The organism is Vibrio sp. 99K-1, assembly GCF_013114585.1.
GTDB classification, from domain to species: domain Bacteria; phylum Pseudomonadota; class Gammaproteobacteria; order Enterobacterales; family Vibrionaceae; genus Vibrio; species Vibrio chagasii_B.
In genome coordinates, this window is sequence record NZ_VTXF01000011.1 from 136172 (window position 1) to 162333 (window position 26162).

At 44.6% G+C, this 26162-nt stretch carries 17 protein-coding genes and 1 riboswitch; of the genes, 11 read left to right on the plus strand and 6 right to left on the minus strand.

Annotation, left to right across the window (positions count from 1 at the left end):
* Positions 1–80 precede the first annotated feature (80 nt).
* The 4 genes from topA to F0228_RS10890 all read left to right on the plus strand — a co-directional run bounded on the left by topA (position 81) and on the right by F0228_RS10890 (position 6994).
* Positions 81–2711: a type I DNA topoisomerase gene (gene topA / locus F0228_RS10875; protein ID WP_171730697.1), complete on the plus strand. Its 2631-nt coding sequence runs from the start codon at positions 81–83 to the stop codon at positions 2709–2711.
* A 524-nt stretch (positions 2712–3235) separates the two neighbouring features.
* Entirely contained in the window at positions 3236–4465 is a 1230-nt protein-coding gene (gene glgC, locus F0228_RS10880; RefSeq protein ID WP_081090385.1) for a glucose-1-phosphate adenylyltransferase, read from the plus strand.
* A complete protein-coding gene (gene glgA, locus F0228_RS10885; RefSeq protein ID WP_061034218.1) occupies positions 4455–5909 on the plus strand; it encodes a glycogen synthase GlgA in 1455 nt (484 codons plus the stop codon). Before glgC ends, glgA begins: the two co-directional genes overlap by 11 nt.
* A gap of 287 nt (positions 5910–6196) precedes the next feature.
* A complete protein-coding gene (locus F0228_RS10890) occupies positions 6197–6994 on the plus strand; it encodes an alpha/beta hydrolase (protein WP_008220088.1) in 798 nt (265 codons plus the stop codon).
* Between the two features lie 122 nt (positions 6995–7116).
* Here the strand turns inward: F0228_RS10890 and F0228_RS10895 are convergent, their stop codons facing one another.
* Both F0228_RS10895 and F0228_RS10900 read right to left on the minus strand, forming a co-directional pair.
* Positions 7117–7434 carry a DUF2007 domain-containing protein gene (locus F0228_RS10895; RefSeq protein WP_061034220.1) on the minus strand — a complete coding sequence of 106 codons (318 nt, stop codon included), beginning with the start codon at positions 7432–7434 and terminating at the stop codon, positions 7117–7119.
* A gap of 29 nt (positions 7435–7463) precedes the next feature.
* The gene (locus tag F0228_RS10900) at positions 7464–8144 is read right to left on the minus strand and encodes a TVP38/TMEM64 family protein (protein WP_061034221.1); all 681 of its coding nucleotides are present in this window, start codon (positions 8142–8144) and stop codon (positions 7464–7466) included.
* 379 nt (positions 8145–8523) lie between these two features.
* Between F0228_RS10900 and F0228_RS10905 the strand changes: the two genes are divergently transcribed.
* Entirely contained in the window at positions 8524–8883 is a 360-nt protein-coding gene (locus F0228_RS10905) for a DUF3316 domain-containing protein (protein ID WP_061034222.1), read from the plus strand.
* Between the two features lie 102 nt (positions 8884–8985).
* Here F0228_RS10905 and F0228_RS10910 read toward each other — a convergent pair whose 3' ends face one another.
* The 3 genes from F0228_RS10910 to torD form a co-directional block, all read right to left on the minus strand.
* On the minus strand, positions 8986–9576 hold the full coding sequence (locus tag F0228_RS10910) for a TfoX/Sxy family DNA transformation protein (protein WP_081090386.1): 591 nt from the start codon (positions 9574–9576) through the stop codon (positions 8986–8988).
* Positions 9577–9703: 127 nt separating this feature from the next.
* A riboswitch (cyclic di-GMP riboswitch) is annotated at positions 9704–9789 on the minus strand.
* Positions 9790–9959: 170 nt separating this feature from the next.
* A complete protein-coding gene (purR, locus tag F0228_RS10915) occupies positions 9960–10964 on the minus strand; it encodes an HTH-type transcriptional repressor PurR (protein WP_061034224.1) in 1005 nt (334 codons plus the stop codon).
* A gap of 316 nt (positions 10965–11280) precedes the next feature.
* Positions 11281–11928: a molecular chaperone TorD gene (gene torD, locus F0228_RS10920; protein WP_171730696.1), complete on the minus strand. Its 648-nt coding sequence runs from the start codon at positions 11926–11928 to the stop codon at positions 11281–11283.
* A gap of 255 nt (positions 11929–12183) precedes the next feature.
* Here torD and torR point away from each other — a divergent pair, with 255 nt between their 5' ends.
* Positions 12184–12897 (plus strand): two-component system response regulator TorR, encoded by a 714-nt coding sequence (gene torR, locus F0228_RS10925; protein WP_008220067.1) that lies wholly within the window; start codon positions 12184–12186, stop codon positions 12895–12897.
* A 105-nt stretch (positions 12898–13002) separates the two neighbouring features.
* On the opposite strand, the gene elyC is transcribed toward torR, so the two are convergent.
* Positions 13003–13857, minus strand: a complete 855-nt coding sequence (elyC, locus tag F0228_RS10930; protein ID WP_171762232.1) for an envelope biogenesis factor ElyC — start codon at positions 13855–13857, stop codon at positions 13003–13005.
* 115 nt (positions 13858–13972) lie between these two features.
* Between elyC and cmoM the strand changes: the two genes are divergently transcribed.
* The 5 genes from cmoM to fdhF all read left to right on the plus strand — a co-directional run bounded on the left by cmoM (position 13973) and on the right by fdhF (position 26010).
* On the plus strand, positions 13973–14758 hold the full coding sequence (cmoM, locus tag F0228_RS10935; RefSeq protein WP_105057382.1) for a tRNA uridine 5-oxyacetic acid(34) methyltransferase CmoM: 786 nt from the start codon (positions 13973–13975) through the stop codon (positions 14756–14758).
* Positions 14759–14883: 125 nt separating this feature from the next.
* Positions 14884–16221: a chromosome partition protein MukF gene (gene mukF / locus F0228_RS10940; RefSeq protein WP_008220060.1), complete on the plus strand. Its 1338-nt coding sequence runs from the start codon at positions 14884–14886 to the stop codon at positions 16219–16221.
* Positions 16202–16996 (plus strand): chromosome partition protein MukE, encoded by a 795-nt coding sequence (gene mukE / locus F0228_RS10945; protein WP_061032871.1) that lies wholly within the window; start codon positions 16202–16204, stop codon positions 16994–16996. The genes mukF and mukE overlap by 20 nt, the downstream gene beginning before the upstream one ends.
* Positions 16993–21453 carry a chromosome partition protein MukB gene (gene mukB, locus F0228_RS10950; RefSeq protein WP_171730694.1) on the plus strand — a complete coding sequence of 1487 codons (4461 nt, stop codon included), beginning with the start codon at positions 16993–16995 and terminating at the stop codon, positions 21451–21453. Before mukE ends, mukB begins: the two co-directional genes overlap by 4 nt.
* A 327-nt stretch (positions 21454–21780) precedes the next feature.
* Positions 21781–26010 (plus strand): formate dehydrogenase subunit alpha, encoded by a 4230-nt coding sequence (gene fdhF, locus F0228_RS10955; RefSeq protein WP_171730693.1) that lies wholly within the window; start codon positions 21781–21783, stop codon positions 26008–26010.
* Positions 26011–26162 lie beyond the last annotated feature (152 nt).

Here is a 26162-nt window from a genome sequence, read left to right on the forward strand (position 1 = left end):
AATTTAGAATATCATGCGTAAAAGCCCACAAGTTAAATTGTTGGTGCTAAAGCATCGTGATTAAGGACGTTAGAGTCAATATGGGTAAATCGCTCGTTATAGTGGAGTCGCCGGCCAAGGCTAAAACTATCAATAAATACCTTGGCAAAGACTTTGTCGTTAAGTCGAGTGTAGGTCACGTACGTGACTTACCAACGGCAGGTCAAAGTACTGGTAAAAAGGCTGCTGCAGTTTCAACAAAGGGTATGAGCCCAGAAGAAAAAGCTCGTATCAAGAAAGAAAAAGATCGCAAAGCTCTTATCAAAAAGATGGGTATTAACCCGTATAAAGAGTGGGAAGCAAATTACCAAGTATTACCGGGTAAAGAAAAAGTTGTTGCTGAACTGCAAAAACTGGCTGAGAACGCAGACCATGTTTATCTCGCAACCGATTTGGACCGCGAAGGAGAAGCTATCGCATGGCACCTTCGTGAGATCATCGGTGGCGATGAAACGCGATACAAGCGAGTGGTGTTTAACGAAATCACCAAGAACGCAATTCAACAAGCTTTTGAAACTCCAGGTGAGCTAAACATCGATGGCGTAAACGCACAGCAAGCACGACGTTTTATGGACCGTGTTGTTGGCTTTATGGTGTCACCTCTGCTTTGGAAGAAAGTAGCACGAGGCCTATCCGCTGGCCGTGTTCAATCAGTTGCTGTAAAGCTTCTTGTTGAGCGTGAGCGCGAGATCAACGCCTTTATTCCGGAAGAGTTTTGGGATGTGCATGCTGATACCAAAACAGCAGAAAAAACAGATTTTAGACTTCAAGTAGCTCAGAAAGACGGTGTTGCGTTTAAACCTGAAAACGAAGCGCAAACGCAAGCTGCATTGAGTGTTCTTGAGAAAGCACAATACGAAGTATGTAAACGTGAAGACCGCCCGACGAAGAGTAAGCCGTCTGCACCGTACATTACTTCAACGCTTCAACAGGCTGCGAGTACCCGTCTTGGTTACGGCGTAAAGAAAACCATGATGTTGGCTCAACGCCTATACGAAGCGGGCTACATTACTTATATGCGTACTGACTCAACTAACTTGAGTTCAGAAGCGGTAGAAGCAGCTCGTGAATACATCGGTTCTGAGTTTGGTGCAGAGTACCTGCCACCTAAAGCGCTAGTATACGGTAGCAAAGAGGGCGCTCAAGAGGCTCACGAAGCGATCCGTCCTTCAAGCGTTGATGTTAAGTCAGAAGACTTAAACGGCGTAGACGCAGACGCACACAAGCTTTACTCACTGATCTGGAATCAATTCGTAGCGTGTCAAATGACGCCTGCGCAGTACGACTCAACAACAGTAAGCGTGAAAGCTGAAGAGTACACATTAAAAGCGAAAGGTCGCATCCTTAAATTTGACGGTTGGACTCGTGTTCAACGTCCGATGGGTAAAAACGAAGATACGATTCTGCCAGCCGTACAAATTGGCGATAAGCTGGATCTCGTTGCATTGGATCCTAAGCAACACTTTACTAAGCCACCGGCTCGTTTCACTGAAGCGGCGCTTGTTAAAGAGCTTGAGAAACGTGGTATCGGTCGTCCTTCAACATACGCGTCGATCATCTCTACTATTCAAGATCGTGGTTACGTGAAAGTTGAACAGCGCCGTTTTTATGCTGAGAAGATGGGTGAGATTGTTACCGACCGTTTAGACGGTAGCTTCAATGACCTAATGAACTACGACTTTACGGCTCGTATGGAGCAGAAGTTAGACCAAATCGCTGAAGGTGAAGCAAGCTGGAAAGGCGTGCTAGATAATTTCTTCAAAGATTTTACCGGTGATCTGGAAAAAGCGGATCTTGATGAAGGTGCAGGCGGCATGAAGCCAAACCACATCGTAGAAACTGATATCGAGTGTCCAACTTGTGGCCGTAATATGGGTATTCGTACTGCTTCGACAGGCGTATTCTTAGGGTGTTCTGGTTATGCACTTCCACCAAAAGAGCGTTGTAAGACAACGATTAACCTTGGTGATGAAGAAGGTATTATCAACGTTCTTGAAGAAGATGTTGAAACAGCTGCCCTTCGTGCTAAAAAGCGTTGCCCAATTTGTGAAACGGCAATGGATGCTTATCTGATTGATGATAAGCGTAAGATGCACGTATGTGGTAATAACCCGAACTGTGAAGGTTACGTGGTTGAACACGGCGAATTCAAAGTAAAAGGCTATGATGGTCCGCTTGTTGAGTGTGACAAGTGTGGCTCAGATATGGTTCTGAAGAATGGTCGTTTCGGTAAGTACATGGATTGTACGAGTGAAGATTGTAAGAACACTCGTAAAATTTTGAAAAACGGCGAAGTTGCGCCACCAAAAGAAGACCCAGTACATTTCCCTGAACTTCCATGTGAAAATTCAGATGCGTACTTTGTGCTTCGTGATGGTGCTTCTGGTCTATTCATGGCAGCAAGTAACTTCCCTAAATCACGCGAAACTCGTGCTCCTTTAGTGGAAGAGTTAGTTCGCTTTAAAGACCGTATTTCACCGAAGTTCCAATACCTGACTACAGCACCAGTTGCTGATCCAGACGGTAAGCCGACAGTGGTTCGTTTTAGTCGTAAGACAAAAGAGAACTACGTTCGTACAGAAGTGGATGGTAAGCCTTCTGGTTGGACCGCCTTGTACATTGACGGTAAATGGGAAGTAACGGATAAACGTAAAAAGCCCAAAGAAAAGTAACTGAACGTTATTGATATAAAAAGCAGCCAATAGGCTGCTTTTTTTCGACTCATATATGACTAATTATGCAACTCGTTGAAATTGAGTCTTAGTTGTAATTATTTATTAAATTCACAGGGTAAAATAAATTAAGAGATTAATCACACTATCTTATGTAACTGTAACGAATGTGTAACTTAATTAGAATATTGTAACTCACAGATCAGCATTTAGTTGTATACCCGATGTGTGTCGAGTGTTAATGTAATGTTTCGCCCAGACGGTGTAATGTGAGCTGCTTTAAGTCTTAGGAAAGCAATCAGTTTACATAGCACAGAATGGCGTATTAAAAATTGAAATCGGCAGGAAAGTCGATAACGTATATAAAACCAAGTGCAAAGAATAGTGCACACATAACAACGTTTGGCTTAGGATACTGTCACTGTATGTGAATGGATATTCGCTAAGTACCGAAAACATTGTTAGTGCTCATCCCCCAGAGGAAGATACCTCTACGAGCACTGACATCGACAAGCTATAAATATATGGAGAATAAAATGGCTGGTGTATTGGGAATGATTCTTGCTGGTGGTGAAGGCTCTCGTTTAAGACCTTTAACTGAATCGCGCAGCAAACCCTCGGTTCCTTTCGGTGGTAGTTACCGCTTAATTGATTTCGCTTTAAATAACTTCGTTAACGCGGATCTAATGAAGATCTATGTATTAACGCAGTTCAAGTCACAGTCACTGTTCCACCACATGAAAAAAGGTTGGAATATCAGTGGTATAACAGATCGTTTTATCGACCCAATTCCTGCTCAAATGCGCACAGGTAAGCGTTGGTATGAAGGCACTGCAGATGCGATCTATCAAAACCTTCGCTTTATGCAGCTAGAAGAACCGGACCAAGTTTGTATCTTTGGTTCTGACCACATCTACAAAATGGATATTAAGCAGATGCTTGATTTCCACAAAGAGAAGAAAGCGGCACTAACGGTATCAGCACTGCGTATGCCTCTTGCAGAAGCGTCTGAGTTTGGTGTCATTGAGGTTGATGCTGAAGGCCGTATGGTCGGCTTTGAAGAGAAGCCTGCTAACCCTAAACCAATTCCAGGTGACCCTGATTCTGCATTGGTTTCTATGGGTAACTACGTATTTGAAGCAAATGAGCTTTTTGCAGAGCTGGTTGAAGATGCGGATAAAGAAGATTCAACTCATGACTTCGGTAAAGATATCATTCCAAATATGTTCCCGCGTGGTGACGTGTTTGTTTACGATTTCAGTACTAACCGCATTACAGGTGAGAAAGAAGAAGTTTACTGGCGCGATGTAGGTACGATTGACGCGTACTGGCAAGCTCACATGGACCTTCTTGAGAAAGATGCACCATTCTCACTATACAACCGCAAGTGGCCACTACACACTTACTACCCACCATTACCACCTGCGACGTTTACAGACTCGGCTAATGGTCGTGTTCAAATCATCGATAGCTTAGTGTGTAACGGTAGTTATGTTCGTGGTTCTCGTATCGAGAAGTGTGTACTTGGCTTCCGCAGCAACATCGCATCAGCGTGTGATATCAGTGAGAGTATCTTATTGGGCGACGTAAAAGTGGGCGAGGGCTGTGTACTTCGTCGTGTTATCGTCGATAAAGATGCAGACATCGCACCGGGTACACAGATTGGTGTAAACCTGAAAGAAGACAAAAAGCATTACCACGTCTCTGACGATGGTGTAGTAGTAATCCCTAAAGGAGCACGAGTTGGTTACTAAGACTCTCTCGGTACTTTTTGTAGCGTCTGAAGTTGAAGGCTTGATTAAAAGCGGTGGCTTGGCTGATGTAGCCAAGGCACTGCCTAAAGCGTTACAAACACTCGAACAGGACGTTCGAGTGACCATCCCCGCTTACCGCAACATTCCAAATATTGATTCTGCAGAAGTTGTTCTAGCAACAGAGCTCGATCATTGGCCTCATACGGCTTATCAAGTTAAGAAGTTAAGCGTTGAAGGGGTACAAGTGTTTGGTATTGAATGTGCTAAATACTTCGACCGTCCAGAAATGTACGCTGAAAATAATCAGGCTTATGCTGATAATGGCGAGCGCTTTTCGTTCTTCAGTGCAGCATGTTTGGATATGCTTCCTAAGCTTGGTTTCCAACCAGATATTATTCACGCGAACGATTGGCATACAGGCTTTGTTCCTTTCTTGCTTAAATCTCGCTACCAACAGCATGAATTCTTTGAGAACACGCGCAGTGTTATTTCAATCCACAACGCGGTGTTCAAAGGCGTATTCTCATACGATGAGCTGCAATGTCTTCCTGAAATGCACAGTCGTAATGTTCCGGAAGCTGCGGTCAGTGATACGCACGTGACGATGCTAAAAGCTGGTGTCTTGTGCGCTGATAAAGTCAACGCAGTAAGCCCTACGTATGCACAAGAGCTAAAAACAGAGCTTGGTAGTCATGGCATGGCGGCAGAATTTCAACGTAGAGCTTCAGACTTAGTCGGAATCTTAAATGGTTGTGACTACGGTGCTTGGAATCCGGAAACGGATGCATTCCTTCCTCGTAAATACAAAGCGACCAAACACAGCATGGCGCGTGGAAAGTCAGCGTGTAAGCAGAAACTGCAACAAGACGTCGGCTTGCCGGTTATCGATTGTGCCGTGTACGGGATGGTTTGTCGTCTAACGAACCAGAAAGGTGTTCACTACTTGCTGCCTATCATTGAACAATTCTTGAAGAACGATCTTCAGATTGTGATTGTAGGTACGGGTGACCCTGTTTTAGCGAGCCAATTGAAAGAGTTATCGGCACTGCATTCAGAAAAATTCTCATTTGTAGAGGCATACAACAATGAGTTAGCTCACTTAGTTGAAGCCGGTTCTGACTTTTTCTTGATGCCTTCTGAATTTGAACCTTGTGGTTTAAACCAGATCTACAGTATGGCTTATGGCACCTTACCAATCGTTCGCTCTGTCGGTGGTTTAAAAGACAGTGTTAATGATTATGACGAGGAGCCAGAGGTGGCGACCGGCTTTGCTTTTGAAGAGCCGACTCCGCAAGCTTTGTTGGCCGTGCTACACCGCTCATTGTTACTCTATGCACAAAACCCGTCTGAAATTAAGCGTGTTCAGCTTTATGCGATGCAACAAGACTTTAGCTGGGAAGATGCGGCGAAAGAGTATTTAACGATGTATCACTCAGCCATCTAGTCGCCTGTTTAGATTTTTAGCAGGCACTAACATCAAATGGTTAAAAACCTTATTAAATTAAGGCGCTCTGACAACAGGGCGCCTTTTGCTATCTGGTCTGAGTACATCACGTTTAGAAAGACAAAGCTTGCAAACTCATTTAAGTCAGGTAGAAAAGGAAGTGAAGTATTCATGGTGCTAATGATAGGTTTGACACTATTATCACCTAATCTTCTTAATAGCGTGATATCCTTAGTCATCGCCTTGTGATGAGGCCTAGCTCCATTTTTATAATTAAAGCGATAGGTATGTCTGAAAGTTTATTATTTCATAAAACATTTACTCACCCTACTAGCGATGAGTGGGTGGTATTTGTGCATGGTGCCGGAGGTAGCTCCTCTATTTGGTTCAAGCAGATCAAGGCGTATAAACAGCATTTCAACCTGCTCCTCATCGACCTGAGAGGGCATGGTAAATCAGACAACATACTTAAAGAGCTGATATCAAACCGTTATACATTCAAAGCTGTCACGCTTGATATTCTTAAAGTATTAGACCACCTTAAAATCCGCTCCGCACACTTCGTTGGTATGTCGTTAGGAACCATTATTGTCCGTAATGTTGCGGAGTTAGCGGCAGGGCGTGTGCGTTCAATGGTATTAGGTGGTGCGGTAACTAAACTCAACACCCGTTCGCAAGTATTGGTTAAGCTAGGAAATCTAAGCAAACACATCATTCCTTACATGTGGCTTTATAGCCTTTTTGCTTACATAGTGATGCCACAAAAAAGCCAAAAAGAGTCTCGTCACCTGTTTATTCGTGAAGCCAAAAAGCTGTGTCAAAAAGAGTTTAAACGTTGGTTTATATTAACGGCTGATGTGAACCCCTTAATGAAATATTTCAAAGATAGGGAGTTACCGATACCAACCCTTTATCTGATGGGAGAGCGTGACTACATGTTTATCAAGCCCGTTAAAGAAATGGTTGAGGCGCACGAGTCAAGTGAACTGGTCGAAATTGCTAACTGTGGTCATGTGTGTAATGTTGAAAACCCTGAAGAATTCAACCAGCACTCTATCGAGTTTATCCAAAAGCAAATCCAGTGATTTCTAAGTCGGTCATTTGAACTCATAATAGAATTGAAATAAAAACGGGAAGCTATTTGTAGCTTCCCGTTTTTGTTTTGAGGATGAATCAGATGAAGCGGCTAAGACCTCATTAAGCTCGTCTACTCAGGAGAGTTAGCTCCGCATTGCCAACAAGAACCAAATTGTGCTTCGTTCACTTCATGACATTCACTGCAGCGCCACTCTTCATAGATGATAGAATCTTGCTGTTTTTGGTAGTCATTGACAATAGCACGCGCCTTAGTGGCCATTTCTGGCTCATATAGCCATACGTATGGGTCAGTTTCTTCTGTGAACGGGATTTCCCCTTTCAAACCAAACAAACCCTCACCACGGACTTCACAGGCAATATTCTCACTTTCTAGGAGTCCGCAGATGATATGTGCCTCTGTCGGATTTGATGCACTGAAGATTTTCATTGATATAGAACCTTATCCGGCCACAATTATTATTCCGCAACCGGTGCTGAACGAAACTTGCTCATCAACCATTTAGCGATAATTGGGAACACCCCCAATAATGCAAATGACAATAGTACAGAAGGTGAAACGATGCCTGAAAGCGAATCAATTTCTGCGAGTTGGGTACCAGCATTCAAGAAGACTGCAGTACCAGGCAACATGCCGATTTGGCTTGTTACATAGTAGCGAGTCACCGACATGGGTGTTAAGCCCATCAGAAGGTTGATAAGGAAAAACGGAAACACTGGGATAAGTCGCAAAGAAAACAAGTAAAATGCGCCGTCTTTTTCAACGCCTTTATTAATCGTAGTGAGTTTGTCGCCAAACTTAGTTTGAATCCAGTCTCGCAGTAGGTAACGGCTACTCAAAAAGGCAAGAGTTGCGCCTATTGCACTGGCGAAAGATACCAATAACAAACTATTCCAGAAGCCAAACAGCGCAGCACCAAGTAGTGTAACAACGGCTGCTCCCGGGATGGAGAAGGCGGTGATCAATACATATGCGATAAAGTACGTCGCCGCGGCGGCAATAAAGTTACTTTCAATGTAGTCGTTTAGCACCGCTTGCTGTGCTTTGGCGTTTTCGAGCGTGAGGTATTGGCCAAAATTAATGCCTAATAAAACGATCGTTACGACCAATACAATACCCAATATCATTTTCTTACTCATTGATACTTCCTCAAATTTTCAATGCATACCATTAGTATAGATAGACAGGCAAAGCATAGATTAACTTTCATAAGATAATAAAAAACTATTTAGTCTAGGTGATGAATTAGGTTTGAACCGCTAACCCAATTAGTTAGCCTTGTGTTAATAAGTAACAACCTATAGATAGATGTGGGAAAAATAATCGTTTATCAGAAGGTGGTAGCGCTCTACTAGAGACTTGTTTTGCCTAAATTATTTCAATCGTAATAATTTGTACCACGTAAAAAGTGACAAAAAGTTGAAAGAGTTTTGGTCTTGGCTCGTTCTATATACGTAACAATCGAGGCATGAAGATTGTTTTAGATAATTATTCAGGCAGACAACTAAGGAGCTAGCTATGAAATTATTATCAATGATAACGGTTATCGCTACAACAGGCCTTCTCTCTTTCCAAGCTATGGGTTCGGGTATCTATCATAGAGCCGCTGTAGAATCTAAAATCTTTAAAGGGGATGTAGTGGCGAGTCAATCACAGGCTTACGAATCTGGAAAACAAATCTGGATGGATATAAACGGCAAAGGCTCATATGAGCTTAGCAAAATCCTACCTCAAGCATCGGAAAAGGTAGACGTGCGTTCGTTTGAAATTAGAAACGGGAGCATTAAAGTTAAAGAGATAATGAATTCTTCTGGAGAGATTAACTTCGTTCCCATGGTCAAAGTAGACTTTAAGTATAATTATCGCCCATCCTTTTAGGGTATTGATAGAGCATTAAGGCCGCAGACTATCTAACATTCAGAATCGAAAAAAAAGCCGCAGAAATGCGGCTTAGTTGTATAAAAAGGTGTACTGAAAATGTTAATTGACGCGACTGATAAGCTCTTCACGACGTTGCTGCGGGATAACCGACCAATGGGTGCCATTGATCGCCCCCTCTAGTGCCCAAAGCAGTTCAATACTGACGGAGGACGCATGAGAATCCTTGATGGCATTAAATGCGTTTACAGAGCCAGATTCATATAAACGTTCTACGGAATCAATTCCAGCTTTCTTCAACATGCGCTCGGTGGCGAGTCGAAGATTCGGGAGGTCTTTGAGTCGAGTTGGCTTAGCAGCGGACTGTTCAGCTTTCTCTTCTTTTGCAAAGCCCAGAGACGTAGTCGCAAGCTGCAAGATTTTCTCTTGGTCTTGCCATAAGCCTTCGGGTAGAGCGAAATATTTAGTTACGACAGGGAAACCACGCTTTTTGTAGACGTACGGTTGAAACCCTTGTTGCTCGAACTGTTTTGTTGTGCCTTTGTCTGCTCGTATGTGCAACTGGTCATTAACAACCAGAGCAAACATAGTGTCATCAGCAAAAAGACCGAATCCACCAAACATTGAGCGTGATTTTATTTTTCCTAGGGGCTCAAATAACTTCATTGAGTCCTTTAGTATCGGTTTATCCATGTTATTTATCTCGGTGTATTTGAACTACGCCACCAAATAAGCAGGTCCGAGAGATTAGCAAAATGTTGCAATTACATTGTCAATAAGCCGTAAATTACTAAATTATTAGTAGTTACTGCATTTTGCCATCGGTAACCCCGCTACCATACCAACGAGTGGTTTAGGCCGGAAGCTTTGCGTCTCACCTTTTCAAGTGATTTGCCCTGTGCGTGACTGATTGAATAGAATAAAGTTTTTGTTGAATGAGGCTCACACTTGTTATTTCAAAGTGTGATATTGCTTCAATTAATGATCTTTATTATATGAAACTAGGTTTATTTTAGTTGCTGATAAAAAAAACGCACCCAAAGGTGCGCTTGATGAAAATAAACTCAATTTATCAGTTAATTTAACGTTTTAACTGTACTACGTTCAACAATTTCTGGGTGCATTTCGAAGACGCGTTTTTCATGGTCTTTGTCTTTAATACGCTCAAGCAGAATTTCGAAGGCGTTCTTACCGACACGGCGCTTCGGTTGGTGAACGGTAGTCAATGGTGGAGAGAAGTACTCAGCCAGTTCGATGTTATCGTAGCCAATGATAGAGATATCTTCAGGGATACGGATGCCTTTCTGCTGTAGGCGGCTCATCAAGCCTAGTGCCATGGTATCGTTGAAGCAGAATACAGCTGTCGGGCGATCTTCCATCTCAACAATTTTGTCAGCGGCTAGAACGGCAGTATCACACTCAAAGTTACCTTCGATGATCATGTCGTCATTTGCAGTAATGTTAGCTTCTTCCAAAGCGCGCTTGTAACCAGCGATACGCTCCACACACGCCGCTTTGTCTAAGTGGCCACTTAAACAAGCAATCTTTGAGTGACCGCGGTCGATTAGGTATTTAGTCGCTAGGTAGCCACCTTCTTCAGAGTTATCGATGATCTTATCTGCTTGAGAACTCTCCGGGCCCCAGTCCATGACTACTTTAGGGATGTCAGCGTGACGGTCTAACATCTCTCTCAGTTCTTCAGTTAGGTCTGAACACATAACCAAGATGCCATCTACACGTTTCTCTGCAAGCATTCGAATGTAGTCACGTTGCTTCTCATAGATACCACCCGTGTTACACAGGATCAAAGTGTAACCTTGACGGTAGCAGTAGCTCTCAACACCATCGATAACTTCTGAGAAGAATAGGTTGGTTGATTGAGTCACTAGCATGCCGATGGTTCGTGTTGAATTACACTTCAAACTACGAGCAACAGCACTTGGTGCATAGTTTAATTCGTCTACCGCTTTATTTACTTTTTCTTGAGTCGCTTCTGCAACAAAACGGGTTTTGTTGATTACGTGAGAAACGGTTGTTGTTGATACGCCGGCTAAGCGAGCGACATCTTTTATAGTGGCCATGGTTTTATCCTATTAGAAGCTACTTTCCCCAAAGTACGGAATGAAGTAGCCGTTAAGCTACCTAACTAAGAGCTTAAACGTGTAGGGCTCTTTGGGTACTAAAGTGTTAAAAAACAAAAAACCGCTATTGAGCGGCTTGTCTTAACACCGAAATGCTCTGAAACTTAATAAGCATAGCATTTCGTGAATGTTTCATATTTTATCGTTTGCGGTCACAATTTTAGACTGACTAGAAAATACTCGCAATAAAATTCACCCAGAAATCCGGGTGAATTGTCACATTCTACTGAATTTATTTACCTAGTCATCTAATAAGCTATTCACCAGCCAAATATTGAGTGTCTAATTGACAGAATGCCAGTAGCAGCGATGATATTGATGCATAGAAACCGAACTCATCAACCTCATGACACTTAACCTTGAACTTTGGAATCCAAGTGAGTAGCTGTTGCTCAATAAACTGCTGTTGAACTTCGAATGACTTTTCTAACTCTTCCTCTGATTCTGTTTCATTAGAGCGAATGATTAGGTTACCTAGGAAGTCGAGTTCAATAGCGATGTGGTCTGCTGGTTCTTTTAGATCTTGGTTAACCACTAAGTTGTGCTTAGCCATGATCTCTTCCATCTCTTTTGCTGGCTTATCGTTTAATAGCCCAGTTTCACCGATGTACATCGAAGCGTAGGGAAGGGCACCATGCTTGTCTGTCTTTAGGAATAGGTCACAAAAGTCAGCAGCCAGTTCCAGTTGTGCATCTTCACGTGTTTGTAAGCGGTTTAGTGCATCAACTAAGCTATCAATCGCAGGTTTGAGTGTTTCATTTTCGCCTAAACCAGTTAAGAAAGAACGAATTTCAACAGAGTGGTAGTGGTCAAGTTCATCTTGAGTGAGCTCTTTGGCGAATAAGCTTGATAACCACCAGTAAATTTCTGCTCTTTGCTCATTGAACGCTTTCGTATCTTTCATTACGTAAATCCTGATTTAGTCTTGTGGTGTTTTTTACACACCAAGGCTGATGACGAGGTTATTTGCGAAATGCAAAGTTACTCGTTAGTAGTAATGCCTATATTGAATTGTGCCAGACGACAAATAGCAAGGTTTAAGATTGTCTTGTATCAAAAAAAATCCATGTTTCTGGCATTTATCTACAGTACCACTAGAATTGTTACTAGTTATGAATAGAATAGTCACCGAAACTATTAAATAAGAAAAGTGGTGTAGATGAGCTATCACGTATTAGTCGTAGAAGATGATGTGGTGACCCGTAGTAAACTGGTTGGTTATTTCCAGAACGAAGGGTACACAGTAAGCGAAGCAGAAAGCGGCGCTCAAATGAGAAACGTGTTAGAAGAAAACAACGTTGACCTCATTATGCTGGACATCAACTTACCAGGCGAAGATGGATTGATGCTAACTCGCGAATTACGCAGTCAATCAGACATTGGAATTATTTTAGTTACTGGACGCACGGATAGCATCGACAAAATTGTTGGCCTTGAAATGGGCGCTGACGATTACGTTACTAAACCCTTCGAACTTCGCGAGTTACTGGTTCGAGTTAAAAACCTACTTTGGCGTATTTCTGCCGCTCGTAAAACAGCAGCAGGTGCGGTTGAAGAATCTGAAGATGAATCAGTGGTTCGTTTTGGTGAGTGGACATTTGATATCCCTCGTCGTGCGTTAAGCAAAAACGGTGAACCAGTAAAACTGACGAAAGCTGAATATGAATTATTGGTTGCGTTGTCTTCTTACCCTAACCAGGTATTAAGCCGTGAACGTATTCTTAATATGATCAGCCACCGAGTAGACGCGCCAAATGATCGTACTATCGACGTACTGATTCGACGCATGCGTGCAAAAATGGAATTCGACCCTAAGAATCCACAAATCTTTGTGACGGTCCATGGTGAAGGTTACATGTTCGCTGGTGACTAAGTCTTGCGGGACATGTTAGTCCGCTAGAATAGTAAATATTAAAAAGCCGAGACATCATCAGTGATGTCTCGGCTTTTTTATGACTCAGTCTTTTATGTAGACTGCTTATTGAGGCTGAGCTGCCGAAACGACATTCTCATCTTCAGCTAGGCTCGAAGCTTCAGGCACGACGATTGGCTCTTCTGCAATATCACTGCTGGTGTCTAGCCAGTCACGTAGGCTTTGCCAAACCAACCCCATGGTCTCATGCCAGTAACGCTCTGTCTGTTCAAGATAAATCGCCTTAGGCATGTACTTATTCCAAGGCTCAACAATACCTTCTTGTGCTAGGTAGTTGGTCGGTGCCGGTAATGGTTTCATACCAGCCGCGTTAAATTCGTTGAGAGCACGTGTCATATGGCTTGCTGAAGTCACCAACACCATTCTTTTATTCTTAACGAACGCAGCGGCTTGGCGGGCTTCTTCCCAAGTGTCTTTGGCTGTTTCCAGCAGAATGATATCAGGCTTTGCCACACCGAGTGCTAGGGCTACCTTAGCCATCATTCGTGCGTTGCTGACTTCTGTACCAGCGCCGTAGCCAGAAAGAATCAGTTTAGCGCCCGGGTAGAGGCGTAAAATGCGAATACCTTCACTCAAACGCATCAAGCCTGTGCGACTCAGTTCAGATGTTGGTGGGATCTGGTCATCAACGACGTGGCCGCTACCAAGAACCATCACGTAATCGACGGTTTCGTCGACAGGTAAAAATGCAGTGTGCTGCCTTTCCATTGGTATTAATAGTTGACTAGAAACTGGCTGGAAAGCGATTAGGAAAATACCACAGAGGGCTGAGAGGGTAATTAAGCAACCAGTCTTTCTTTTAGTAGTAAACATCACTAGGGCTAAGCCCAGAAATGCGAGAATTAACATTGCTGGTAGTGGCATCAGTAATGAAGACACTACTTTTTTCAGCTCAAACATATCCGAATAGTCCGAAAAAACATCACTTAGTAGTAAAAAGAGACATCGCCTCTTTATTCCTGAAATTCCTGTGACAGAATAGCAGGCACGATAGGACATAATAACTCAAGTAGCCGTGACTGAAGACCGTAATTTCGACGATATTGCCCACAAATTTGCAAAAAATATTTACGGCTCTGACAAAGGAGAGATCCGTCAGATCATCGTATGGGAAGATTTAGAACAAGCTTTGAGCAAGTTTGAAGATTCTACTTTTCCACTGCATGTGCTTGATGCCGGAGGCGGATTGGCACAGATGTCGCAAAAAATTGCGGCACTTGGTCATAAGGTTTCTCTATGTGATCTCTCTTCTGAGATGCTAAAACTGGCTCAAGAAGGGATCACCGAAGCAGGGCTGTTAGAGCAATATCAGTTTATCCATTCTCCGGTACAAAAAGTGGCAGAGCATCTCGACGATAAAGTCGACTTTGTGATGTTTCACGCCGTTATGGAGTGGCTAGCCGATCCTAAAGAAGCACTTGATTTGCTACTTGAACAAGTCAAACCGGGTGGTATTGCCTCGATAATGTTTTACAACCACCACGGATTAGTCCTGAAAAATGTGATTTGTGGCAACATTCCTCATGTATTGAATGGGATGCCACATCGAAAACGGTTTAAGCTGCAACCACAAAAAGGCTTGAAGCCAGAAGAGGTTTATCAATGGATAGAAGACGCTGGTCTAGAAATCTGTGGTAAATCAGGCATTCGCTCCTTCAGTGACTACATAGGTAATATGGAGTACATGGGCGATTACCAATTTGAAGATGTATTGGAACTAGAAAAACAGCTATGTCGCCAAGAGCCATATCTGTCACTAGGCCGTTATATTCACGTTTGGGCTCAAAAACCTGCGCAATAACAGTGATGAATGTGGTAAAAGAAACCACAATATGCGCTATGCAATCGTAAGAAGCCCGCGTTATAAAGAAATAGGCGTCATATCTACTGTGTTTGATATGACGAAGAACAGTAACAGGAACCACAATGAGTGAAATGACTCAAACTGCCGAAGAGCAGCCAATTGATGAGTTGGTGGGCTGGGTCAAGCAGCATGATTTTTCATTAAACTTGCCGCCAGAGCGCTTAGCATTTTTGATTGCTATTGCAGTATTAAGCAATGAAAGGTTCGATGAAGAGCTGGGCGAGGGTGAACTGCATGATGCGTTTACTATCGTCACTCGACTGTTTGAAGATACTGGTGAAGCCTCAGCGTTTCGTGCCAATAATGCAATTAATGAGTTGGTTAAACAGAAGCTGATTAGCCGCTTTACCAGCGAAATTACCGATGGCGCAAGCATCTACCGCTTGTCACCGTTGGCAATTGGTATCTCAGATTATTATTTACGTCACCGTCAGTTCTCTAAATTAAAACTGTCTATCCAACTTTCTATGGTTGCGGATGAAATGGCAAAAGCTATTGAAGCAGCACAGAAAGGTGGAACGCCAGGGCATTGGAGAAAGAACGTTTACGGCGTGCTTAAGTACTCTGTTGGTGAAATTTTCGATCAGATTGATCTTAACCAACGCGTTATGGATGAGCAGCAGCAGACCGTAAAACAGCAGATTGCCGACCTTCTTAATAAAGATTGGCGTGAAGCGATCAACAACTGTGAAGTCTTGCTATCAGAAACCTCAGCCACGCTAAAAGAGTTGCAAGATACCTTGCAAGCGGCAGGTGATGAACTGCAAACACAGATCCTCGATATTCAAGAAATTGTTTACGGCGACGATGAACTCGAGTTTGTTGGCGAAACCCTGTTTGGTCTGCAAATGAAGCTCGACCGAATCACAAGTTGGGGCCAACAAGCGATTGATCTATGGATCGGCTATGACCGTCACGTTCACAAGTTTATCCGTACCGCGATTGATATGGATAAGAACCGTGCCTTCAGCCAACGTCTACGTCAATCTGTGACGGAATACTTTGATGCGCCGTGGCTACTAACTTATGCCGACGCTGAGAAGCTGACGGATCTTCGTGATGAAGCACTAGTGCTTCGTGATGACGAAGTAACAGGACAAGCGCCACTCGACGTAGAGTACGAAGAATTTGAGCAAGTGAACGATCTGCTGTCTGAAAGAATTGCAGATATGTTAAAAGCTCACAAACAGCAAGGTGCGCCAATCGATCTTGGCCTTGTGTTACGCGACTACCTCGCTGAACACCCTCGCACACACCATTTTGATTTAGCCAGAATTGTTGTCGACCAAGCGGTGCGCTTAGGTTACTCAGAGTCTGACTATCAGGCTATTCAGCCAGATTGGCAGGCAATCAACGATTTCGGTGCAAAGGTACAAGCCAATGTCATTAACAAGTACTGATGATTACATGCCAGAGAAACTGGTAAAAGCGATAGCGAACCCACTGTTCCCTGCGCTAGACAGCATGCTGCGTTCAGGTAAGCATATTTCAACAGAAGACCTAGATAACCACGCGTTACTATCTGATTTTGAAGTTGAGCTTCAGCATTTCTACCAACGCTACAACACAGAACTTGTGAAAGCTCCGGAAGGTTTCTTCTATCTGCGTCCGCGTTCTACGTCTTTAATTGGTCGTAGTGTGTTGTCTGAGCTAGACATGCTTGTTGGCAAGGTATTGTGTTTCTTGTACCTAAGCCCAGAGCGTTTGGCACACGAAGGTATCTTCACTAACCAAGAGCTATTTGAAGAGCTAATGGCACTAGCGGATGAGAAAAAACTCATGAAGCTAGCAACAAACCGTGCGTCTGGTTCTGATTTAGACAAAGAAAAACTGTTTGAAAAAGTGCGTACTTCTCTGCGTCGCCTACGCCGTATCGGCATGTTGATTGCGATTGGCGAAACGGGCAAATTCCGTATCAGCGAAGCGGTATTCCGTTTTGGTGCGGACGTACGTGTTGGCGATGACATGAAAGAAGCTCAACTGCGCCTTATCCGTGATGGTGAGGCTGTGGTGCATACTCAAGAACCTAACCAAGGTAGCTTGTTGAATGAAGAGAAAGCTGAAGCTACATCAGATGTAGATGAAAACGGTCAACAAGATATTTTTAACGATCAAGCTGATTTTGACCTTGAGTCAAACGACGGCGAACAAACAAAAGTAGAAGGTGAAGCATGATTGAAAGAGGTAAGTATCAATCATTAACCATGGTCAACTGGAACGGCTTCTTCGCACGTACTTTTGATATTGATGGATTGGTTACAACGCTTTCTGGCGGTAACGGTGCAGGTAAGTCGACCACAATGGCGGCATTCATTACAGCACTTATCCCTGACCAAAGCCTTCTGCATTTCCGTAACACAACGGAAGCAGGCAGCTCACAGTCATCACGTGATAAAGGCCTTTACGGTAAGCTTCAGCCAGGCGCATGTTATGCAGCGTTAGATGTGGTGAACTCTCGTAACCAACGCCTACTGTTTGCAGTAAAACTGCAGCAAGTTGCTGGTCGTGACAAGAAAGTAGACATCAAGCCGTTCGTTATCCAAGGTCTTCCAAGCCATGTGAAGCCAACGGATGTATTGATTCAGAACGTTTCAGACAGTCATGCTCGTGTATGTCAGCTAAATGATGTGAAGGCCGCAGTTGCACAATACGAAGGCGCACACTTCAAAGCGTTCTCTTCGATTGTGGATTACCACTCACAGATGTTCGAATACGGTGTGGTACCGAAGAAACTGCGTAACAGCAGCGACCGCTCTAAGTTCTACCGTCTGATTGAGGCATCACTTTACGGTGGTATCTCAAGTGCGATTACACGTTCTCTGCGTGATTACCTTCTGCCGCAAAATGGTGGTGTGAAGAAAGCATTCCAAGATATGGAATCGGCACTGCGTGAGAACCGCATGACGCTAGAAGCGATCAAGACAACTCAGTCTGATCGTGATTTGTTCAAGCATTTGATCACTGAATCGACTAACTACGTGGCGGCAGACTATATGCGCCATGCGAACGATCGTCGCAATAAGTTAGATCAAACCATGAAGTTCCGTGGTGAACTGTTTGGTTCGCGTGAAACTTTACTTGAGCAAAACAACCTGTTGAATCGAGTTCAAGAAGAACTTGAGTTGCTGGTGGATCAAGAATCGTCTCTAGAACAAGACTACCAAGCGGCTTCGGATCATCTTCAATTGGTTCAAACTGCACTTCGTCAGCAAGAGAAAATTGCTCGCTACAGCGAAGATCTAGAAGAGCTTAATGAGCGTCTAGAAGAGCAGATGATGGTGGTTGAAGAAGCTCAAGAGCGAGTACTTCTTGCAGAAGAGCAGGCAACCATTACTGAAGAAGAAGTGGATAGCCTGAAAACTCAGCTTGCTGATTACCAACAAGCATTGGATGTTCAGCAGACTCGCGCACTTCAATACCAGCAAGCGGTTCAAGCATTAGAGAAAACCAAGCAGTTGCTAGGTGATGAATCTATTACGGCAGAAAGTGCGTTGACCTTGGTTTCTGAGTTAAAAGCACAAGAAGAGTCAAGCACACAGAAGCTACTGTCTACTAAGCACAAGCTAGACATGTCTTCAGCAGCTTCTGCACAGTTCGATAAAGCGCTGTCTTTGGTTAAGAGCATTGTTGGTGATGTTGAACGTAAAGAAGCGTCTCACAGCGCTAAACAAGCTCTAGAAAAAGGTCGTAACGCAAAACATGTTGTTGAGAACGAACAGCAATGGCGTGCTCAGCATCGCGACATGGCTCGTGATGTGGCGCAGCAGCGTCAAGCAAAAGAGCTGGCGACTGAATACCAAAAGCAACACAACATTTCACTGACTGACGAAGCGGTTTTCGACGAAGAGCGCGAACGTCATGCAATGCAGATCGAAACGCTTGAGTACGCTCAAGAAGAGTTACGTGAAGCGAAAAGTGAACAGCGTCGTGTACAACAAAACCACGACCAAGAGATTCAAAAGCTAGAGTCTATTGCTCCTGCTTGGATCACAGCAAACGATGCGCTTGAAGCATTAAGAGATCAAACCGAAGCTGAGCTAGAAGATAGCCAAGCGGTGATGACGCAAATGCAACAAGTGCTTGAAGATGAAAAGTCTCAAGCGGTGGCTAAAGATCAACTGGCAACTCGCCGAGCTGAACTTGAGCAAGAAATTGAGCGTCTAGCATCACCAGGTGGTTCTAACGATCCTCGCTTGAAAGGCTTAGCGGATACCCTTGGTGGCGTGTTGCTTTCAGAGATCTACGACGACATCACAATTGGCGATGCGCCATATTTCAGTGCGATGTACGGCCCAGCTCGTCATGCGATTGTGGTTTCAGATCTTGATGGCATCAAAGAGAAGCTGATTGATCTTGATGATTGTCCTGAAGACCTTTACATCCTTGAAGGTGATGTAGACGCGTTTGATGACAGCTCGTTCAATGCTGATGAATTAGAAGGCGCGGTGTGTGTTCAATTGAACGATCGCCAAATGCGTTACTCTCGTTTCCCTGAGATCCCACTGTTTGGTCGTGCGGCTCGTGAGCAGCGTTTAGAGAAACTGCGAGAAGAGCGCGATGTGGTTGTTGAGAATCACGCGAAAGCTGCGTTTGACTCTCAAAAGCTGAATCGTTTATACCAAGCATTCAACGGCTTTGTAGCGAAACACCTGCACGTTGCGTTTAATGCAGATCCAGAGCAAGCACTTGCAGTCGTTCGTGAGAAACGTAACCAAGTAGTACGTTCATTGGCTGAACTGGATTCGAAAGAGCAACAGCAACGTAGCCAGCTTCAACAAAGCAAACAGGCGATTGCTGCACTTGATAAGTTAGCGCCTATGGTTCGTATTCTAGAAGACGAAACGCTCGCTGAACGTTTAGCTGAACTAGAAGTACAACTAGAACGTCTGAGCGAAGCTAAGTCTTACCTGAACACTCATGGCAAAGCGCTTGCGTCATTAGAGCAAATCGTTTCAGCACTAGACGCTGACCCAGAGCAATTCGAAGCTTTGGAAGCTGAGTACCGCCAGGCGGACAACGCGCTACAAACACTAAAAGGCAAAGTATTCGCACTGTCTGATCTGATTGAGCGTCGTCACTACTTTGCTTACGCAGACTCAGTTGACCTGCTTAACAAGAGCAGTGAATTGAGTGAGCAACTGAAAGCGAAACTGGTTCAAGCAGAACAAGCTCGAGCGAAAGGCCGCGATGGCTTGAAGCAAGCTCGCGAACAGATGAACCAGTACAACCAAGTATTGGCAGCGCTGAAGAGCTCGCACCAAGCGAAGCAAGAGACGGTTCAAGAGTTCAAACAAGAGCTTCAAGAGTTCGGTGTTAACGCTGATGAAGGTGCTGAAGAGCGCGCTGTACGTCGTCGTGACGAGCTTCAAGAGCGTCTGCATACTTCTCGTAGCCGTAAGAGCGAATACGAACGCACGATCACCTCAACTGAACTTGAGATGAAAGCACTGGCTAAGCGTCTTAAGAAAGTACAGAAAGAGTACACAGAGCTTCGTACCTTCGTTGTTGCTGCAAAAGCAGGTTGGTGTTCAGTACTGCGTTTAGCTCGTGAGAATGACGTTGAACGTCGTCTACACAAGCGTGAACTGGCTTACCTAACGGCGGGCGAACTTCGCTCAATGTCGGATAAATCACTGGGTGCACTGCGTCTGGCTGTGGCTGACAATGAAGATCTACGTGATTCGCTGCGTCTATCTGAAGATAACGCACATCCAGAGCGTAAGGTTCTATTCTATATTGCGGTTTACCAACATCTTCGCGAGCGTATTCGCCAAGACATCATTCATACGGATGATCCGGTTGAAGCAATCGAAGAGATGGAAGTTGAGTTAGCCCGATTAACAGAAGAACTGACGCAGCGTGAAAACCGCCTAGCGATCAGCTCTGAGTCGGTAGCAAGCATCATTAAGAAGACGATTCAGCGTGAGCAGAACCGTATTCGTATGCTGAACCAAGGTTTGTCGAACATTTACTTTGGTCAGGTTAAGGGCGTACGTTTGAATGTTAAGATCCGTGAAAGCCACGAAATCTTGCTATCGGGCCTAGCGACTCAACAAGAGCAGCATAAAGACTTGTTCGAGACGACTCGCTTCACCTTCTCTGAAGCAATGGCGAAGTTGTTCCAACGTGTGAACCCACATATCGACATGGGTCAACGTTCTCCGCAAGTGCTGGGTGAAGAGCTACTGGATTACCGTAACTACCTAGAGCTAAGTGTAGAAGTTAACCGTGGTTCAGACGGCTGGCTACAAGCGGAATCGGGTGCACTTTCTACCGGTGAGGCGATCGGTACTGGTCAATCTATCCTATTGATGGTTGTTCAGAGCTGGGAAGAAGAGTCTCGTCGACTTCGTAGCAAAGACATTGTTCCATGTCGCTTGTTGTTCCTTGATGAAGCAGCTCGTCTGGATGCGAAGTCTATCTCTACGCTGTTTGAACTGTGTGATCGTCTAGGCATGCAGCTTCTGATTGCAGCGCCTGAGAACATCAGCCCAGAGAAAGGCACGACCTACAAGCTGGTACGTAAGGTCTTCAAAGATCACGAACACGTACATGTTGTTGGTCTGCGTGGTTTTGCACAAAACAAACCTGCATCGCCAGTGCAAGAGCTGATTGAAGAAGCTGAGCAGTAAGCTTTAAGCCGATTTATCGTATCAATTCAAAGCCCCTATTCACTTTATATACAGTGGTAGGGGCTTTTTAATATCTGAAGTCTAATCTCCCTGATTACACCTGCCTTCCTCCAATTGCCTTTATCTTCAACTTAATGTTTTCCATATACAGATAAGACCACTCATACCTTATGGTTATTATCAATGGAACTTGTTTGAGGTCACACGCACAAAACCATAATTAATGTATGGTAATTACATAGATTAAATAATATTAATAATATTGTATTACTTTATTTTTAATTATTGATAACTCGCAGTGTGCGAAAGGTAAAGGTAGGACAAGCTATGATTCAAATCGTCATTGATGGGAAATTTCGAATCGTCGAACAAGGGCAAACCGTTCTTGAGGCGGCCAAAACATGTGGTTTAGAGATTCCATCGTTATGTGGTTTGAACAAAACAGCGGACAAAGTGCCGTGTGATTTGTGTGTGGTTGAAGTGGATGGGATGGGCGTAACACGCTCGTGTGAGCTTGAGGTCGTCAATAGCTTGAACATTACGACTCAATCTAAACAGTTAACGGTTCATCGCCAAGATGCGTTGAATCGAATCATGGCAGACCACTATGCTGACTGTGAAGCACCGTGCCAAACCGCTTGCCCGGCCGGAGTCGATATCCAGTCTTACCTTCATCACATCGCGCAAAATGATCATACTAAAGCCATTGAAGTGATTAAGAAAACACTGCCGATGCCACTATCGATTGGTCGTGTGTGTCCTGCTTTTTGTGAAACGGAGTGTCGAAGAAACTTAGTCGATGACTCTATTGCTATTCGTCAGCTCAAGCGACACGCAGCCGATGCCGATTTGGCCGCTCAAGAGAGCTACATGCCAGCGAAAAAAACAAGCAAAGGCAAGAGCATTGCGATTGTTGGTAGTGGTCCTGGTGGCTTAACCGCTGGTTATTATCTATCCAATGAAGGTTATGATGTCAGTGTTTACGAATCGATGCCTAAAGCTGGTGGCTGGCTACGTTATGGGATTCCTGAATATCGTCTACCGAAATCGATTCTAGATAAAGAAATCGAGCTTATGTGTCGTAATGGAATGGCAGTAGAGTGCGATAAAAAGCTCGGTGTTGATTTCACCTTGTCGGATCTTAGTCGTGATTTTGATGCGGTCTGCTTAGCCGTGGGTGCGTCACAAGCAGTTGAGATGAATTATCCCGGTAGTGACCTTGGAGGCTGCTATTTGGGTGTCGATTACCTGAAAGACTATGTGACTGACAAACATTATATTACCGGCAAAAAAGTTGCTGTGATTGGTGGTGGTAACACGGCGATTGACTGCGCACGAACCGCAGTGCGTGATGGCGCTGATACAACACTCATCTATCGTCGTACGCGAGATGAAATGCCAGCTGAAGACTATGAAATCGAAGAAGCTGAACATGAAGGTGTGAAGTTCCACTTCTTGACCAACCCGGCAGAGAATATTGCTGATGACAATGGCCATGTATCAGAAATTCGATTAGAACGCATGGCGCTGGGCCCTGCTGACGCTTCTGGTCGTCGTAGCCCTAAACCAACGGGTGAGTTCTTTGTTGAAGCGTTCGATACGGTTATCGCTGCGGTGTCGCAAAAGCCTGACCTAAGCTTCATGGATAACGAAGAGATTGATATCCCACTGACACGTTGGAACACCGCAGATGCAGATCCGCAAACCATGCACACAGGTACGGGTAATATATTTAGTATTGGTGATTTCAGACGTGGTCCAGCGACGGCAGTAGAAGCAGTCGGAGACGGGCGTATTGCTGCGCAAGCGATCGACCGATTCTTCAATGGTGATATGGAAAATATTCCGGCTAAACCGTTTAACTCAAGAAAGCATAAGCAGCTCAAAGCCGTTGATCCCGAGCAGTACAAGTCGATACAACGCATGGCACGTAAGATTATGCCAGAGCTCACTCCAGAGCAGCGAGAGCAGAGCTTTGAAGAAGTCGAGACTGGCTTTGATAATGCTGATGCAATCGCTGAAGCTGCAAGATGTTTAGAGTGTGGTTGCCAAGCCAATACCAATTGCGACCTACGTGATTACTCGACTGAGTACAAGGCAACTCAAACGCACCCTGAATACAAAATCGATATTGCTTCAAATGAAAGCTGGCAAGCTATTCGAACAGAAGAAGCGAAAGTGGGTTCAACAAGACAGAAGTTTGCTGTCGACAATAGCTCTGAATTTATTATTTTCGATGCCAACCGCTGCATCAGTTGTGGTCAGTGTATCCAGGCGTGTCGTGAACAAAATGTTCATGGCGTTCTAAGCTTCATGAATCAGGCTGATGGTAAGCCCGCTTCAAGACCTGAGTGTCGCCCAAATTTCGGGGCGAATCAGACTTTAATGGGTGACTCGAACTGTGTTCAATGCGGCTCTTGTATTCAAGCGTGCCCAACTGGTGCGATGGTGGACGCGAGAGATAGAAAGCAAGGTGACACCGACGTTCTTAAGAAGGTCGACACTATCTGCACCTACTGTGGTGTGGGCTGTAAGCTGACCATGCATGTTGAAGAAGCGAAGAACAAAATCCGTTATATCGAGGGAGGTAATTCTCCGGTTAACGAAGGCATGCTGTGTGTTAAGGGGCGCTTTGGTTTTGACTTCGTGAGCAGTGATGCTCGCCTCACAACACCATTGATTCGTAAAGATGGTTGGTTGCAACCTGCGAGTTGGGAAGAAGCTATCATGCTCATTGCCGATAAGTTCACGGCGATTAAACAAGGCTTTGGCAGTAATGCACTAGCGGGCTTCTCATCGGCTAAAACCACCAATGAAGATAACTATGCGTTCCAAAAATTCGTTCGTCGTGAACTAGGTACTAACAACGTCGACCATTGTGCTCGCCTTTGCCATGCTTCAACGGTAACTGGGCTTGAGGCTTCTCTGGGCAGTGGGGCGATGACTAATGACATCCCAAGCATCAAACACTCAGATGTCATTTTTATCATTGGTTCTGACACCACATCCGCGCACCCAATTATCGGCTCGCATATCAAACAGGCAGTAAGGCATAACGGTGCTCGTTTGATTGTCGCGGACCCTAAGAGAATTGATATTGCCGATCACGCTGAGCTTTACCTAGCACATCGACCGGGTACTGACGTAATGCTGATTAATGGTGTGATGCAGCAGATCATTAAACACGGTTGGTATGACCAAGAATACATTGATGACCGTGTCGATGGCTTTGATACCTTGCTGCAAGAGGTAATGTCGCCAAGTTATTCGTTAGACAAAGTAGAGCTAGTAACTGGCGTTAAAGCAGAAGACATCTTCGCGATGGCGCGCTTGATCGGTACTGCAAAACGCACGGCGGTGTATTACTCCATGGGTATCACGCAACACACCACTGGCCACGACAACGTTCGATCTATTGCTAACCTGCAACTGTTGTGTGGCAACATAGGTATTGAAGGGGGCGGTATCAACCCGCTGCGTGGACAATCGAATGTTCAAGGTGCTTGCGACATGGGCGCATTGCCAAATAACCTCCCGGGCTATCAGAAAGTGTATAACCCAATGGTTCGCCAAAAGTTCGCGATGGAGTGGGGCATTGCTGATTTGCCGGCTGAAACGGGCTTAACACTGACCGAGATTATTGATGGGGCATGTAAGCGAGATGTGCGTGGTTTATACGTAATGGGTGAAAACCCTGTGCTAAGTGATCCGAATCAAACTCACGTGATTGAAGGGCTTGAAGCGTTAGATTTCCTTGTGGTGCAAGATATCTTCTTAACCGAAACGGCGCAGTATGCGGATGTGGTTCTGCCATCTTGCTCGTTCGCTGAGAAGTCTGGTCACTTCACCAATACTGAGCGACGTGTTCAGCGTATTAACCCTGCGGTATTACCTCCTGGTGATGCGAAAGAGGATTGGGTGATTATCCAAATGCTAGCCAACGCTATGGGTGGTGGTTGGAGCTACGATTCGGTTGCGGACATTACCAATGAGATTGCTCGCGTCACGCCACAATATGGTGGTTTACGTTGGGAAAACATCACGGTTAATGGCGTGCAATGGCCGAGTAACAAGAACAACCCTGACGGTACCCGTATCATGCACCAAACTCAGTTCACTCGTGGGCGCGGTCAAATGGAAGCGATTCCGTTTCGATATGCGGCTGAGCTTCCAGACGAAGAGTACCCGCTGGTACTTACTACCGGGCGTATCCTAGAGCAATTCCATACAGGCACCATGACGCGCAAAACAAAAGGCTTAGATAACTTGGCGGGGCCACGTGCGATGGTCAGTGTTCATGATGCTGAGGCGTTAGGGATTTCCAACGGACAAATGCTCAAGGTGTCGACACGTCGTGGTGAAATTGAAATTGCGGCGTTTGTAACGAAACGAATGCAGCAAGGCGTCGTGTTTATTCCATTCCATTTTGTGGAATCGCCAGTGAACCGCCTGACGACAACGGCAACCGATCCTCATGCCAAGATCCCTGAGTTTAAGGTTGCGGCGGTGCGCATTGATCCCATTCGAGAGTCTGTAATTGAAGTTACAGAGGTTTAGCCCAATCCGTTAAATTGCTGGTACTAAAAAGCCGCGTAACTCTCAGAGCTATGAACTGACCCCCAATAGTTGGACACCAATTATTGGGGGTCTTTTTATGTCCAAATATAGCCGAGAGCTAAAATGTATCATTGCTAAGCAATATTTAGATG

Bases quoted from the DNA above. Each gene is read 5' to 3' on its own strand.
- topA (WP_171730697.1), top strand. From the start codon at position 81: ATGGGTAAATCGCTCGTTATAGTGGAGTCGCCGGCCAAGGCTAAAACT.
- glgC (WP_081090385.1), top strand. From the start codon at position 3,236: ATGGAGAATAAAATGGCTGGTGTATTGGGAATGATTCTTGCTGGTGGT.
- F0228_RS10890 (WP_008220088.1), top strand. From the start codon at position 6,197: ATGTCTGAAAGTTTATTATTTCATAAAACATTTACTCACCCTACTAGC.
- F0228_RS10895 (WP_061034220.1), bottom strand. From the start codon at position 7,434: ATGAAAATCTTCAGTGCATCAAATCCGACAGAGGCACATATCATCTGC.
- F0228_RS10900 (WP_061034221.1), bottom strand. From the start codon at position 8,144: ATGAGTAAGAAAATGATATTGGGTATTGTATTGGTCGTAACGATCGTT.
- F0228_RS10905 (WP_061034222.1), top strand. From the start codon at position 8,524: ATGAAATTATTATCAATGATAACGGTTATCGCTACAACAGGCCTTCTC.
- F0228_RS10910 (WP_081090386.1), bottom strand. From the start codon at position 9,576: ATGGATAAACCGATACTAAAGGACTCAATGAAGTTATTTGAGCCCCTA.
- purR (WP_061034224.1), bottom strand. From the start codon at position 10,964: ATGGCCACTATAAAAGATGTCGCTCGCTTAGCCGGCGTATCAACAACA.
- torD (WP_171730696.1), bottom strand. From the start codon at position 11,928: ATGAAAGATACGAAAGCGTTCAATGAGCAAAGAGCAGAAATTTACTGG.
- torR (WP_008220067.1), top strand. From the start codon at position 12,184: ATGAGCTATCACGTATTAGTCGTAGAAGATGATGTGGTGACCCGTAGT.
- elyC (WP_171762232.1), bottom strand. From the start codon at position 13,857: ATGTTTGAGCTGAAAAAAGTAGTGTCTTCATTACTGATGCCACTACCA.
- mukF (WP_008220060.1), top strand. From the start codon at position 14,884: ATGAGTGAAATGACTCAAACTGCCGAAGAGCAGCCAATTGATGAGTTG.
- mukE (WP_061032871.1), top strand. From the start codon at position 16,202: ATGTCATTAACAAGTACTGATGATTACATGCCAGAGAAACTGGTAAAA.
- mukB (WP_171730694.1), top strand. From the start codon at position 16,993: ATGATTGAAAGAGGTAAGTATCAATCATTAACCATGGTCAACTGGAAC.
- fdhF (WP_171730693.1), top strand. From the start codon at position 21,781: ATGATTCAAATCGTCATTGATGGGAAATTTCGAATCGTCGAACAAGGG.